Source organism: Rhodospirillaceae bacterium, assembly GCA_018662005.1.
GTDB lineage: Bacteria > Pseudomonadota > Alphaproteobacteria > Rhodospirillales > JABHCV01 > JACNJU01.
The window spans coordinates 13,748-27,193 of the sequence record JABJHA010000037.1; the positions used below are offsets into that span (position 1 = coordinate 13,748).

The window sequence follows — 13,446 nt, forward strand, 5'->3', positions numbered from 1 at the left end:
TGCTCTTTAACTCTTCGTCATTTCTTGGTGACAACAAAGGTTTTTTCATAACCTTTTGAATCCCGGTTGCGTAAAATCAATTGTCTCGTCCGCATAAACTTTTAGTGAACCGCTGTAACCTTTAATTCCACTTATTTTTAATATATTGCCGGTGTCTGCATCCATGAGTTTTTCGAATAACCATGGAGACATATCGAAGTGATAGATTGCACCAGCAGGACGAGCTAATGACTCTAGTCTTGCCGCAAGATTAAGTACAGACCCGGCGTAGTCAATATTTGTGCCGTAATCAAGCCGCCAAGCATGCCCTTTTGCTACTCCAAAACCGATCCTGAGCTCTTGAACATGTTGAGAATAAGCGTCCATTTCGTATGGCAATAGTGAGTCAACGAAATTTATATTAAAGCGCCACTCTATATTTTCCACAACTTGCATTATTTGTTGGGCAAGGTTTCCCTGATCAATTAACGATAAAGATGGTGGCACTTCCCATACCATCATAGCTCCATCACCAAGATTCTTGTAACTGGTAGGAATAACCAGTTCCTTGATATCCAGGTTCCGTTGCTGGACGGTTCGAAATTCTTCATCTGTATGTTCAACGAACCAGTCAAGTAAGCCCTGGTTAAAGATTTTAGAAAATGATTTTAGAAAGTTTTGAACTTTCCTGTCTTGCATTTCTACCTGTAATTTTCTGCAATATTCAGTAAAACCACGAACATCTGCAAAACAAACGAATATTTCAGTGTCGGTGATTTCAGGCTCAAATGAGCAACTAATAAAGTTCTTAAACTTTAGTATGGTATCCAACACTCCGCGTCGGTCAGATCTTCTATCGTTTCGCTTTTTTAATTTTTCTTTATCGACATCATTTTTGTGAGTCGTTTTAGCTACGGCTTTACTACTTTGCGATTCGTTTTGAGAAGTCTTGCTCTTGGGAGTTTTGGCGGAACGTGGATTTTTTGAAGTACTGCTTTTGGCCATAATAATCACCTTTTACAAGCATTTTATCACGCTCGTAATTATACATGCAGACTCGGTGATTATCAACTTTAGGAATTATAAAAACAATCTATAAAGAATTTTGTCGATCCAATTTCGCATTTACATTTCTGTAAAATGAATTGGAGAAAATACCAAAGCTTATTACTTCAAAGTGCATCAACAAGGTTTTTAAGCTTTATAGCATTCCAAAAAATGTAGGGTTTAGCCAAGAATACTCTCAGCTAAACCTGCCCGTTGTCGGGAAGCCGCGGGGGACTTTTAGTCCGGCCCCGGCGCGCTTACCGACCCAGGTCTTGATATCGGGTTCGGTGCGGGTTCGTTCGCCGGTTTTCCAGCTTAGTCCATCGGCCAGTTTGAAGGTTTTGGCGTCGGCGAGACCGCCCTTGGCGAAGCGTTGCAGAATGTTGCCGCGTCCGCGGGTCATTTCCGGCAACTCATCAATCGGGAAAACCAGCAGCTTACGGTTCTGGCCAACGGCGGCGACGTGATCGGCATCCTTCTCGACGATGGCGGCCACCGTGCCCTCCTCATCCGGGCTCAAATTCAGAACCAGCTTGCCGTTCTTGGTCTGGGCTATCACATCGTTCTCGCCAACGATGAAACCGCGCCCTGCATCTGAAACAACCAGCAAGCGCCGGTCCGGTGCATGGACGAACATGGCGACCAGTTCATCTTCGTTGCCAAGATCGATCATCAGCCGCAGCGGCTCCCCATGACCACGGCCACCGGGCAACTTGTCACAGCCGATGGTGTAAAAGCGGCCATTGGTGGCGAAGACGAGCAACTTGTCGGTGGTTTGGGCGTGCAGGAAGAACTTGCCGTCGTCTCCTTCCTTGTATTTCAGGTCACCGCCGTCATCAGCGTGACCTTTGATAGCCCTGATCCAGCCCTTGGCGGAACAGACCACGGTAATCGGCTCGCGTTCAATCATCGCTTCCAGCGGGACAATGACCGCACTTGGTGGCGCACCAATGACGGTACGGCGTTTGCCAATGTCGGTCTTGGCACCAAATTGCTTTTTGATTTCGGATATTTCCCCGGCGATCACCTTCCAGCGTGCCTTTTCATCCTTAAGCAGGGATTGGATTTCTTTTTTCTCAGCACTCAGCTTTATGTTTTCTTTCTGGATTTCGATTTCCTCAAGCTTGCGCAATTGGCGCAAGCGCATGTTGAGGATCGCCTCGGCCTGGATTTCGCTTAACTCGAAAGCCTTGATCAATGAAGACTTGGCGTCATCCTCCTCGCGGATAATGCGGATCACCTCATCCAAATTGAGAAAAGCAGCCAGGAAGCCGCCCAGAATTTCAAGCCGGTGCTCAATTTTGCCCAGACGGAATTCGGAACGGCGGACCAGAACATCATGACGATGATCGAGAAACGCCTGCAGGACTTCACGCAAGTTCATCACCCGCGGCACGCCCTGGGCGTCCAGCACATTCATGTTCAGGCCAAAGCGGGTTTCCATATCGGTTTGCTTGAACAGGTGTTCCATCAACATGGCCGGTTCAACCGTGCGGTTTTTAGGCTCCAGAACGATGCGTAACTCGTCCGTTGATTCGTCTCGAATATCGGCCAGCATGGGTAATTTTCGCAAGTTCATCAGTTCAGCAATTTTTTCTATCAGTCTGGATTTTTGAACCTGATAGGGAATTTCAGTGACAACGATCTGATAAAGACCATGGCTGAGCTTTTCTTTTTTCCAGCGTGCACGCAACCGAAAGCCGCCGCGCCCGGTCCGATAGGACTCGACGATAGCCTCGCGCGGCTCGACCAGTTCACCGCCGGTCGGAAAATCCGGCCCGGGGATCAGATCAACCAGCTTATCGAATGTGACATTGGGAAACTTGATCATGTGGGCCAGCGCCGTCGCCAGCTCGTCTATGTTATGAGGAGCAATGGAGGTCGCCATGCCAACGGCGATTCCGGCCGATCCGTTAGCCAGCAAATTGGGAATACGGGCGGGTAGAACGACAGGTTCGGAATCCTCGCCGTCATAGGTATCACGAAAATCAACGGCGTCCTCATCAATGCCGTCCAGCAGGGCCGTGGCCGCCGTCGTCATCCGCGATTCCGTGTAGCGCATGGCCGCCGCGTTATCGCCATCGACATTGCCAAAATTACCCTGCCCGTCGATCAGGGGATAGCGCACGGAAAAATCCTGGGCCAGACGGACCAACGTGTCATAAATGGCGACATCGCCGTGCGGATGATATTTACCCATCACATCACCAACGACGCGGGCGCATTTCTTGAAACCGGAAGCCGGGTCCAGTTTTAACTGGCGCATGGCGTAAAGCAGTCGGCGGTGAACCGGTTTCAGACCGTCACGTACATCAGGCAGTGAGCGCGACATGATGGTCGAAAGCGCATAGCTCAAATAACGTTCGCCGAGAGCATCGGCGAGTCGGGTGTCACGAATTTCCCCGATCGGGGCGATCTTGCTCATGGAATGTCCTAAAAGATGGTCCGCATTGTGGTGAAATCTACCACATATAGTACCCGATAGGACTAAATCGTCAAACTGTCGTGTTTAAAAAAAACGCCTTATTTGTCATTAACGATCACCACTGTTTGGGTTCCGGCGAATTTATTGATGACCATTCCGGGATAACCGGCAACGTCTGTCACCGTTCCGGAAAAGGGGCTTTTGAGGGCCGTATTGTGCAATCGCCACCCTGTAATTTCGGCACGTGAGCGCGCTTTCTCATACGTCGCAAAGGCATGGGCATGAGCAATTTCAGCCTTTTCAACCTCTTCTTGCGAGGTCGAAAGCGCATCAAACAGGTCCCGCATTTGGGTCAGTTTTACTTCCGCCAATTCAACAATGAGTTTGCTCGCCTTGGCATTGGCATCTGCGGAACGCTTGCGGGCTTTATGGACAGTCGGGTCAAGGATCGCCAAAACGTCCCCCGCCTTGACGTGGTCGCCAACTTTAACTTTTAACGCGATGACGACACCGGAAACACCAAAAGACAGTTTTCTGTCAACGGCCTGGGCAGGGTTGGCTCCCAATGTCAAAAACAGTGTCAATAAAAGGAGAGCCAATGGGCGCAAAACGACATTTAATTTGGAGTTCATTATTCGATATTCCTGTTCACCTTGTCCTGATCATCCTGACCAAAACCACTGCCGCCCTTGGGGACGAAATCTTCCGCAGGTCCCGCTTGTCCATCAAGCACCGAAGCGAGCAAACCATCCTCAAGCCCCTGAGCAGGATTAAGGCCCAGAAGGACAGCGATACGGGCCATTTCGACATTATAGGCACCGGTTGCCCTGATCAATTCAGCCTCGGCCGTTGAGTTGTCAATCATCGCCCGTCCCAGATCAGCAACCCTTTCCTGAGAATACAATTGCTGACGTCGAAGCAGGTTCTTCTGGGCATAATCCAGCCCTGCCCTGGCCGCAATCACTCTTTGATAGGCATCGTGACGGTCCATCAGGACAGCAAAGGCCTGTCTGCGCAAATGCCGACGTTTCACTTCCAGCATGGCACCGAAACGACTTTCCTCGGCCGCTAACTGATTTCGCTCGGCTTTTTCAATACCGCCATTAAAGATTGACCATGATAATCGTGCGCCAAGCGCATATTCGTTACGGCCACGCATATCACGACTTGAATGACCCAGGTTACCGAAGGCCTCAAGATTGGGAAAATTTGAAACACCGCCCCGACGCAAACGCGTTGCCTGAACCTGTTTGACCAAGGCCGCCGTTTGCGGGTTGCGTTTGATAACGACAAGGGCGAATTCTTCCCGGTCCACTTCCATGGGCGCTTTTTGCGGTGGTGGCGGCGGTGATATGAGCTCTTGGGGAAGTTCCTGGGCGATCAATTCCTCCAGGCGAATGCGGAAGGTGTTGTTACGACTGCGTTCGCGGTAATAATCAAGGCGGGTTTTCTCGACCAGCGCCAGCGCCTTGGCAACGTCTAACGGGCTTGCCCGCCCCAGATCAAGCTGTTCTTTAGCCCGGTCCCAGCGCACGTAAGCCGAGGCATGAATTTCATTATAGGCGCGCAGTTGCAATTCAGAAGCATGAAGTTCAAAAAACAAGGCCATGCCTTCAAGCAAGACCGCATTACGGGCGCTCACCAAGGCCATTTCTGCGGCTTCCACGTCCGAACCGGCGGCATCAATAGCGGCACCTGATTTACCGAAATCGTAGATCGGCTGAACAACTTCCAGGCCACCGTAAATTTCGGCATTGTCTTCAAGCCACTTTTGTGTCGATTGGTAACCTTGACCCGTGGCGTTAAGGGACAGCCTGGGGTAAAGAGCTGACTTGGCCTGGTCACGCCTTGCCCGGGCGATATCAATATCAGCCGCAGCTGCGGCGAATGCGTAACTGCCGTTGCTTTCAATGAGCTCGATAATCTGGTGGACGTTCAGTTCCGGGATTTCTTCCTGGGCGTGGGAAACACTGATCCATGCGAAAAAAAAGGCAGCAACGAACCCGAATAATTTCATCGCTCAGTTCTGTTCCTGAAGGTAGCGGAAAAAGGATTTCTTTGTTTTATGAACCCCTTCAACGACATATTTACCTGCCAGAAGGAATTTGTCAGGATCAAGAAAACCGGTTGTTCTAAGGGCCGGCGTGCCATCCGTATCATAAAATATAAAAACCGGGGTCGCCCGGACCCTGACCTTTTTGGCAAAATCGACTTCGGTGCTTTGCGTTCCATCGGGTGTGACAATATCAAGGTTGCCCCGGATGTTGCTTTCCATCATGACAAAATTATCAGTGAAATAATCCATCACTTTGGCAACAGGGTGGACGCGGGCACGCATTTTGTCGCAATAGGGGCAGCCAGCTTGATGGAAGAACAAGACAAGAAACTTGCCTTCCTCGGCCAGGGCTTCAATTTCGCCCTGATAATCGTTGTCGAGACTCTCTTCACGGTATTCGCTTTGCCCAATAGTAGGGATCAGCAACAAGACCGCCAAAAACGCCAATCGTAAAACCTGTCTCAATTCCAACTCCCATCCCGCGAGAATACTATATTAGGGTCTTTATATATTCCTGCGCAACCGTTCAAGCAACCGATGACGGGCCGCCGGCAGGGATTTGGAGCGTAAATGTCCGTATACATGACGTTCCAGGAAAAAACCGGTCAGGACAAGGCCGTCGACAATTTCCCCAGGCTCTCCGCTTACGCCCGCTCGAAGCAGGAACGGTGGCAATTTAAGCATTTTAGCTTTGTAGATGTCGCCGGCCTCGGCAGATACCGCCCGTCCTGACTTCGGCGATACATAAATCAGTTCTTCCGTAACCCCGGTGGACGCGCAGCAACTGAAATCAAGCCCAAAACCCAGTTCTCCCAACAACCCGAGTTCCCACTTTACATAGACGCTGGGCCAGTCCTCGCCTTCCAGGGATGCAAGCAAGATCCCCAGCCCCTCATAGACGGATGGGTGTGGTTCGCGTTCGGGCAAAGCGCTTTCACAGGTCGCAAGGGCGGCGCTCAAACAGGCCAGTGCGTCCGGATCATCCATCAGCAGGGCGGCGTGGGCTTTATGAACTTCACATACATATGAGCCTAAGTGTTCGGCCAATCGCCCGCGCCAATGTGCCTGAACACGGTTTCCCGGTTGCAAGTCACCACGCTTGCGTTTTCCCGCCCCGCCCCTGACCAGGCCTGCGTGAACGCCGTAGGTGCTTGTCATCAAAGTGACAATTGCTGATGTTTCACCATGCTTTCTTGCCGATAGCACGATTGCCTGGTCCGACCATTCCATCTGATACCGCGATGCCCTACATGTTATAAAATAATCAACGAATCAGATTAGAGTGTAACGGTGCATAAAAAAATTATCGAGAAAGCCTTGGCTAACATGGACCCTGACCGGGCGTCCTATTTTGGTGCGATCGCCAACAAGCTGGATGAAGATCCCCGCATCGAAAACAATGCCAATCTGGTATTTTCCGTTCTCAAGGACGTGATGCTGGAATTACCCCTCTATCTTGAGGAAAAGGAACTGATCAACCAGCTGCTTGAGTTTACCAATAAAAATTACGCAAGCCTGAAAGCCGCCCTCTACGATCCCGAATTTATTCACCATCCTTCTTCACTGCGGGCCGTGACCGGTGCATTCGTTCATCAAATCGTCAAGATATCATTGAAAAAACACGATGACGGTGAAATCGAGGAAGCCAAACTCAGCGTTCATACATTAACATGGCCATACAGGGACACCGATGTCGTCGACCCGGAAGAAGAACCCGATGCCTGGGCTGAGGCTTTGTCGAAAAACGAGAAATGGCGGCTGGAAAATGGTGGTGTGGATCGGCGCAGTTCAGGGGCTGCGCGTATTGAAGATGTGGTGAACAAGGCCTCAAAAAAAGCTGACCCGGAAGAATAATCAACGCCTGTTATTTGGCGTTAAAGTCCAACCCCCATTCATGATAGCGCTCGGGGTCATCCCCCCATTTTTCACGCACTTTGACGAATAGGAAAAGGTGGACGCGATGGCCCAACAGGTTTTCCAGTTCTTTGCGAGAGGCCTCGCCAATTTTTTTAATGCGTGAGCCTTTTTTACCCAGCACGATGGCCTTCTGCCCCGGACGTTCAACAAAAATGACCTGATCGACCCTGGCCGAGCCATCATCGCGCTGTTCCCACTTTTCCGTTTCGACAGTTACCGCGTAGGGTAATTCCTGATGCAGTTGCAGGAAAACCTTCTCGCGGGTGATTTCGGCAGCCAAAAGTCTGGACGGCATATCTGAAATCTGATCTTCGGGATACATCCACGGACTTTCGCCCGCACTGGCCGACAGATAATTCATCAAGTCTTCGACACCATCGCCGGTTTCAGCCGAAATCATGAATATTTCGGTAAAAAGTCCGGTCGCTGATAAGGTCGCGGCAAGATCCAGCAGGACCGGTTTTTTAACCAGATCAACCTTGTTGATGCCGAGCATAACCTGTCGATTTTGTTTTTTCAGGCCGTCCAGTATGACTTGTGTATCGGCATTGATGCCGCGTTGGGCATCTACCAGCAAAAGCACACCGTCGGCATCGGACACGCCGCCCCAAGCGCTGGCGACCATGGCCCGGTCCAACCGGCGTTTGGGCGCGAAAATACCCGGCGTATCAATAAAAATAACCTGCGCCTGATCCTTGATCGCTATGCCCAGTACCCGTGTTCTTGTTGTTTGTACTTTCGGCGAGACGATGGAAACCTTGGCCCCGACAAGGCGATTGACGAGTGTCGATTTACCAACGTTGGGTGCGCCAATCAGGGCAAAGAAGCCGCAGCGTGTTTTTGACGAACCGGTCACCTACTGGGTTTCCTCAACATCGATACCCAGATGATGCAACATGGCAGAGGCGGCGCCTTGTTCGGCCTGACGTTTGGATCTTCCCTTACCTGACAGAAACTGATCATTATCGATGGAAACCTCGATGGTGAAAATCGGATCATGGGGCGGGCCTTCACGCAAGGCTTCACGGTAGGTGGGCAAATTCATTCCCTTGGACTGAACATATTCCTGCAAGGTCGTCTTTGCATCCTTGGGCGGTGATAAATCTTCGGACATAAGTGGTGTCCAGTGGCGTCGAATAAAGGATTCTGCTGTGCCCAGTCCACCGTCCATAAACAGGGCCGCGATAATCGCTTCACAGGTGTCGGCCAGCAGGGCTTCATTGTCGCGCCCCCCGCTTTCTTCTTCAGACGGCGCCATCAGGATAAAACTACCCAGTCTCAAATCAAGGGCGACACGGGCCAGGGCTTCCTTGCGCACAAGCGCCGTGTGGCGGCGCGCCATGGCGCCTTCTTCTTCGTCTGGAAAGGTTTCGTAGATCATGCCCGCTATCACCAGCCCCAGAACCCTGTCACCAAGAAATTCGAGGCGTTGATTTGTCTGGTCCCGATCGGCACGACTTTTAGCAAGGCTTGAATGGGATAACGCAAGGCTCAGCAGCTGGGGGCTGGAAAACGTGTAATCCAGGATTAATTCAAGTTCTGAGAGAGGTCCTGCCATCTTAACGGGTCTTATTCAATACCGTCGAAGAAACGATCAAAACGTGCCGTTGATGGCCATTGCCAGAATTTCCAGCCATCACCATCAACCGAGAAAAATTTAACCTCCGCCCGACCGATCAGATTTTGACGGGGAATATAACCAACCCTGTCAAGATAACGACTGTCAGAGGAATTGTCCCGGTTGTCGCCCATGGCAAAATAATGGCCTTCGGGAACTGTATAGACAGGGGTGTTGTCACTGGGCCCGGTGTCGCCCTGTGCTTCATTAATATAATGCTTGCGACCACCCGGCAGAGTCTCAATGTATCTTGGCACCCGACGGACGCTGCCAAAACCATTATCAATCAGGTAATCATCAACCTTTTCACGTTTCACGGCTGTTGCGTTGATATGCAGGATGCCTTGCTTGACCTGAATTGTATCACCCGGAAGACCAACGAAGCGCTTGATGTAATCTTTATCCGTATCCGTGGGCAGCCTGAAAACAACAACATCGCCGCGCTCGGGTTCGCTAAACAGGATACGGTCAGGAATGAGCGGCAGGCTTAAGGGAAGTGAAAAGCGACTGTAGCCATAGGAAAGTTTTGAAACGAATAAATAATCACCAACAACCAAAGTTGGAATCATCGATCCTGAAGGAATTGAAAACGGCTCATAGGCGAAAGAGCGAATACCCAGGGCGATCAGGCCTGCATAGACGATTGTAATAAGCGTATCCTTGATACCGCCGCTCTCTGCTGCATTTCCGCTCTCGTGGGTTGGGCTGTCGCCATCGGTCGGATTCATGGATGTCCATTCATTTAAATAAATCGCATGGGCAAGGATTTGATAAGTCTCGCCTGAAAAGCGCCGCGATCAAGCCATCGCGGTGCCTCGATGTCAAGTTTAAGCCGATGCTCTCGCTTCATCCATGAGCCTGCGCATGGAATGGATACTGTCTTCAAGGCCGATGAAGATGGCCTCGCCAATAAGAAAGTGGCCAATATTGAGCTCGGCAATTGTCTGGATGGCAGCGACCGGGGCGACGGTGTCAAAAGTAAGGCCGTGTCCGGCGTGGCATTCAAGGCCGATTTTTTCTGCATGAGCGGCGGCGGCCACAATACGGGCGAATTCTCTTTCCTGATCAGCACCCGTCGAATCGCAATAGGCCCCGACATGCAGTTCAACAACTGGCGCTCCCAGTGCTTTGGCGCCATCAAGCTGGCCAATGTCGGGCTCGATAAACACTGAAACCCGAATGCCGGCCTTTACCAGAACGTCAACATAGGGCATCAGGCGATTGTGGCCTGAAACCACATTCAGCCCACCTTCCGTCGTTCTTTCCTCGCGTTTTTCAGGAACAATACAGGCGGCGTGGGGAACATGGCCCAAGGCGATTTCCAACATTTCATCGGTCGCGGCCATTTCAAAATTCAGGGGTTTGTCGACTTCGTTGCACAGGCGGGTGATGTCGTTATCGGAGATATGCCGACGGTCCTCACGCAGATGGGCGGTGATGCCATCGGCGCCCGCCTTCACGGCCAGCTTTGCAGCGTCAACAGGATCGGGGTGAATGCCGCCACGGGCATTGCGGATGGTGGCGACGTGGTCAATGTTGACCCCCAGACGCAAAGGTATGGTCATTGTTCTGTTTCCTGTATTTTGGTTTCTATTTCTTTGCGCATTCTTTGCTCTCTGCGTTTGGCCTGATAGTTATCTATGAGCGGTCTAAGGGTAAAATAAAACACCATCCAGACGATGGCAAAAGCCGGTATCCCGCCAATAAACATAGGCCATAACACGGGCCACGCGGTTTCCATAAGGTAAACCAGATCGAACCTCAATAAAGCGTCCATGCAGGATGAAAAGATTGTCGGAAAATCAGGATCGCTGGCCGCCGAACCATTGCCCCCTGCCCCCATCCAGACGCCCAGGTTATAAATCAACGTCCAGATAAAAGGGAACGACCACGGGTTGCCAACGGCTGTGCCAATGATCGAGGCCATGATATTGGCGCGAATAGCCCACGCACAGATACCACCGAAAACAAAATGTAAGCCGACAAAGGGGGTAAATGAGATCGCTGCACCACAGGCAAAACCAGCGGCAATGGTATGAGATGAGCCCGGCAACCTGCCAATTCTGTGAAAAAGATACTCCGTCGAACGTTTCCACCCCAAGCTGGGCCACAAGAAATCCCGTGCCCTGTGGTGTAATTTTGGCTTTTCACGACGCTTGAACATAGACGAGAATATACGCCTATAGATCAGATAAGGTGAAGGAAAAGAACGTCTTAGGATACAATATTATATATTACGAGGCCGCTTATCCCCGTGCACGCTCGACCATATCAATAGCTGGGGTGGCACGCAGGGCGGCGATGATTTCTGTCAGGTGTTTAAGGTTCTCGACCTCGATATCGATCAGAAGATCATAAAATTCCTGCGACCGGTTAATGATTTTAAGATTAGAAATATTGCCGCCATTCTTGCCGATAACCATGGACAACGTGCCCAGAACACCAGGTTCGTTAATCACCGTCAAATGAACGCGACCAACATAAATGTCAGGTGTTTCTGTTTGCTGTTGCCAGGATACATCAAGCCAGCGTTCAGGCGTATCGGCATAGGTTTCAAGGCTGTCGCAATCGATGGTGTGAATGGTGACGCCTTTACCTGTGGTAATGATGCCAACGATCCTGTCCCCTGGCAGCGGGTGACAGCATCCCGCGTAATGAACGGCCATACCGGCAATCAAGCCCTTGATGGGAATGGCGTTTTGCGATTTTTTCTTGCCTGTTTTCGACTTTGCCTTGGTTAGGGGGACAACATTCTGATCGCGTTTCTTCTTGCTGCCGGGAAATACGGCTTCAACAATGTCGCGGGCGTGTATGTGTCCGGCCCCGACCTGTGATGTCAGGTCATCTGTCGATCCCTGATTAAAGACCTTGAGCACACCAGAGAGCGCTTTATCGGCGTACTCATAACCTTCCTCGCGAAAAGCCCGCTGCAGGATCGCCCGGCCCAGTTGTTGATACTGTTCACGTTCCTGGGAATGAACAAAGCGACGAATACGGGCACGCGCCTTGCCGGTTACGACAAATCGCTCCCACGTCGGTGACGGGGTCTGAACCTTTGAGGTCAGAATTTCAACCTGATCACCATTTCGCAACTCCTTGCGCAACGGGATCATCCGGCCATTGACCTTTGCGCCAACACACCTGTCGCCCACTTCCGAATGGACGGCGTAGGCAAAGTCAACGGGTGTCGCCCCTTGCGGCATATTGATCAAATCACCACGCGGGGTGAAGCAGAAGACCTGATCCTGATACATTTCCAGCTTGGTATGCTCAAGAAATTCATCGGGTGAGGCGGCGTGGTCAAGAATATCAAGCAATTCCCTGATCCAGCGATACTGCCGCCCTTCGGTTTTGCCGGTCTTCTGTTTATACGTCCAGTGGGCGGCGACACCGTTTTCAGCGATGTCATGCATTTCATGAGACTTGATCTGGATTTCAATACGGTGCTGTTCAGGCCCCAACACCCCTGTATGGAGGGAGCGGTAGCCATTTGGCTTGGCCGTCGAGATGTAATCCTTAAAGCGTCCCGGAACGACCCGGTAAGCACTGTGGATGATGCCAAGGGCGTGATAGCAATCTTCGACCGAACCAACCAGCACGCGGAAAGCCATAATGTCGGACAATTGCTCGAAGGCGACATCCTTGTGTTGCATCTTGCGCCAGATGGAGAACGGCAGTTTTTCCCGGCCCCTGATTTCTACCTTTATTCCGGCCTTAGCCAGGGTTTGCGTTAATTCCGTCTTGATCCGCGAAACCAGATCACTGCCTTCTTCACGCAGGAATTCCAGCCGCGCCATAATCGACCTGCGAGCCTCTGGATTGGTTTGTGAGAAAGCCAGATCTTCGAGTTCGTTTTTCATTTCCTGCATACCGATGCGCTCGGCCAGCGGCGCATAAATTTCCATGGTTTCCATGGCGATGCGCAAACGCTTCTCTTCGTTTTTTATGTAATGAAGGGTGCGCATGTTGTGTAGACGGTCAGCCAGCTTGACCAGCAAGACGCGAATGTCATCGGACATCGCCAACAGCAATTTGCGGAAGTTTTCGGCCTGCTTGGCGTGGTCCGACTGCATTTCAATGCGGGTCAGCTTGGTGACCCCGTCAACCAGGCGGCCAACTTCTTTACCGAACAGCTTGTCGATTTCTTCCTGGGTCGCCAGGGTATCTTCGATGGTGTCGTGCAGAAGTGCCGTGATGATGGTTGAACCATCCAGCTTGTATTCGGTCAGAATGCCGGCAACTTCCAGGGGATGCAGGAAATAGGGATCACCCGAGGCGCGCTTTTGATTTCCGTGCGCCTTCATGGAAAAAACATAGGCGCGATCAAGCGCCTTTTCATCCGCATTGGGGTCGTAAGATTTTACCAGATCGACAAGTTCAAATTGCCGGATCATCAGACCCCCC

Annotated in this window: 13 protein-coding genes; 1 reads left to right on the plus strand and 12 read right to left on the minus strand. The window is 51.2% G+C overall.

Annotation, left to right across the window (positions count from 1 at the left end):
• Positions 1 to 45: 45 nt before the first annotated feature.
• The 6 genes from HOL66_14165 to recO form a co-directional block, all read right to left on the minus strand.
• Positions 46 to 984 (minus strand): hypothetical protein, encoded by a 939-nt coding sequence (locus HOL66_14165; GenBank protein MBT5245377.1) that lies wholly within the window; start codon positions 982 to 984, stop codon positions 46 to 48.
• A gap of 238 nt (positions 985 to 1,222) precedes the next feature.
• Positions 1,223 to 3,451, minus strand: coding sequence for a DNA topoisomerase IV subunit A (gene parC, locus HOL66_14170; GenBank protein ID MBT5245378.1), 2,229 nt, complete (start codon positions 3,449 to 3,451; stop codon positions 1,223 to 1,225).
• A gap of 98 nt (positions 3,452 to 3,549) precedes the next feature.
• On the minus strand, positions 3,550 to 4,083 hold the full coding sequence (locus HOL66_14175) for a biotin/lipoyl-binding protein (GenBank protein ID MBT5245379.1): 534 nt from the start codon (positions 4,081 to 4,083) through the stop codon (positions 3,550 to 3,552).
• Positions 4,083 to 5,468 carry a TolC family protein gene (locus tag HOL66_14180; protein ID MBT5245380.1) on the minus strand — a complete coding sequence of 462 codons (1,386 nt, stop codon included), beginning with the start codon at positions 5,466 to 5,468 and terminating at the stop codon, positions 4,083 to 4,085. Before HOL66_14180 ends, HOL66_14175 begins: the two co-directional genes overlap by 1 nt.
• Before the next feature lie 3 nt (positions 5,469 to 5,471).
• On the minus strand, positions 5,472 to 5,972 hold the full coding sequence (locus HOL66_14185; GenBank protein MBT5245381.1) for a thioredoxin fold domain-containing protein: 501 nt from the start codon (positions 5,970 to 5,972) through the stop codon (positions 5,472 to 5,474).
• A gap of 39 nt (positions 5,973 to 6,011) precedes the next feature.
• Entirely contained in the window at positions 6,012 to 6,737 is a 726-nt protein-coding gene (recO, locus tag HOL66_14190) for a DNA repair protein RecO (protein MBT5245382.1), read from the minus strand.
• Between the two features lie 60 nt (positions 6,738 to 6,797).
• On the opposite strand from recO, the gene HOL66_14195 reads away from it, so the two are divergent.
• A complete protein-coding gene (locus HOL66_14195; GenBank protein MBT5245383.1) occupies positions 6,798 to 7,361 on the plus strand; it encodes a hypothetical protein in 564 nt (187 codons plus the stop codon).
• Between the two features lie 10 nt (positions 7,362 to 7,371).
• On the opposite strand, the gene era is transcribed toward HOL66_14195, so the two are convergent.
• The 6 genes from era to HOL66_14225 all read right to left on the minus strand — a co-directional run bounded on the left by era (position 7,372) and on the right by HOL66_14225 (position 13,436).
• Positions 7,372 to 8,280, minus strand: a complete 909-nt coding sequence (gene era / locus HOL66_14200; protein ID MBT5245384.1) for a GTPase Era — start codon at positions 8,278 to 8,280, stop codon at positions 7,372 to 7,374.
• Positions 8,281 to 8,982 carry a ribonuclease III gene (gene rnc, locus HOL66_14205; protein ID MBT5245385.1) on the minus strand — a complete coding sequence of 234 codons (702 nt, stop codon included), beginning with the start codon at positions 8,980 to 8,982 and terminating at the stop codon, positions 8,281 to 8,283.
• A gap of 11 nt (positions 8,983 to 8,993) precedes the next feature.
• The gene (gene lepB, locus HOL66_14210) at positions 8,994 to 9,770 is read right to left on the minus strand and encodes a signal peptidase I (GenBank protein ID MBT5245386.1); all 777 of its coding nucleotides are present in this window, start codon (positions 9,768 to 9,770) and stop codon (positions 8,994 to 8,996) included.
• Positions 9,771 to 9,869: 99 nt separating this feature from the next.
• Positions 9,870 to 10,607, minus strand: a complete 738-nt coding sequence (locus HOL66_14215; GenBank protein ID MBT5245387.1) for a pyridoxine 5'-phosphate synthase — start codon at positions 10,605 to 10,607, stop codon at positions 9,870 to 9,872.
• On the minus strand, positions 10,604 to 11,095 hold the full coding sequence (locus HOL66_14220) for a DUF2062 domain-containing protein (GenBank protein MBT5245388.1): 492 nt from the start codon (positions 11,093 to 11,095) through the stop codon (positions 10,604 to 10,606). Before HOL66_14220 ends, HOL66_14215 begins: the two co-directional genes overlap by 4 nt.
• A gap of 193 nt (positions 11,096 to 11,288) precedes the next feature.
• Positions 11,289 to 13,436 carry a bifunctional (p)ppGpp synthetase/guanosine-3',5'-bis(diphosphate) 3'-pyrophosphohydrolase gene (locus HOL66_14225; protein ID MBT5245389.1) on the minus strand — a complete coding sequence of 716 codons (2,148 nt, stop codon included), beginning with the start codon at positions 13,434 to 13,436 and terminating at the stop codon, positions 11,289 to 11,291.
• Positions 13,437 to 13,446 lie beyond the last annotated feature (10 nt).

Excerpts from the sequence above, each read along its gene's own strand:
- HOL66_14175 (MBT5245379.1), bottom strand. The coding sequence starts at position 4,083 with ATGAACTCCAAATTAAATGTCGTTTTGCGCCCATTGGCTCTCCTTTTA.
- rnc (MBT5245385.1), bottom strand. The coding sequence starts at position 8,982 with ATGGCAGGACCTCTCTCAGAACTTGAATTAATCCTGGATTACACGTTT.
- recO (MBT5245382.1), bottom strand. The coding sequence starts at position 6,737 with ATGGAATGGTCGGACCAGGCAATCGTGCTATCGGCAAGAAAGCATGGT.
- HOL66_14215 (MBT5245387.1), bottom strand. The coding sequence starts at position 10,607 with ATGACCATACCTTTGCGTCTGGGGGTCAACATTGACCACGTCGCCACC.
- HOL66_14225 (MBT5245389.1), bottom strand. The coding sequence starts at position 13,436 with ATGATCCGGCAATTTGAACTTGTCGATCTGGTAAAATCTTACGACCCC.
- HOL66_14165 (MBT5245377.1), bottom strand. The coding sequence starts at position 984 with ATGGCCAAAAGCAGTACTTCAAAAAATCCACGTTCCGCCAAAACTCCC.
- lepB (MBT5245386.1), bottom strand. The coding sequence starts at position 9,770 with ATGAATCCGACCGATGGCGACAGCCCAACCCACGAGAGCGGAAATGCA.
- parC (MBT5245378.1), bottom strand. The coding sequence starts at position 3,451 with ATGAGCAAGATCGCCCCGATCGGGGAAATTCGTGACACCCGACTCGCC.
- HOL66_14180 (MBT5245380.1), bottom strand. The coding sequence starts at position 5,468 with ATGAAATTATTCGGGTTCGTTGCTGCCTTTTTTTTCGCATGGATCAGT.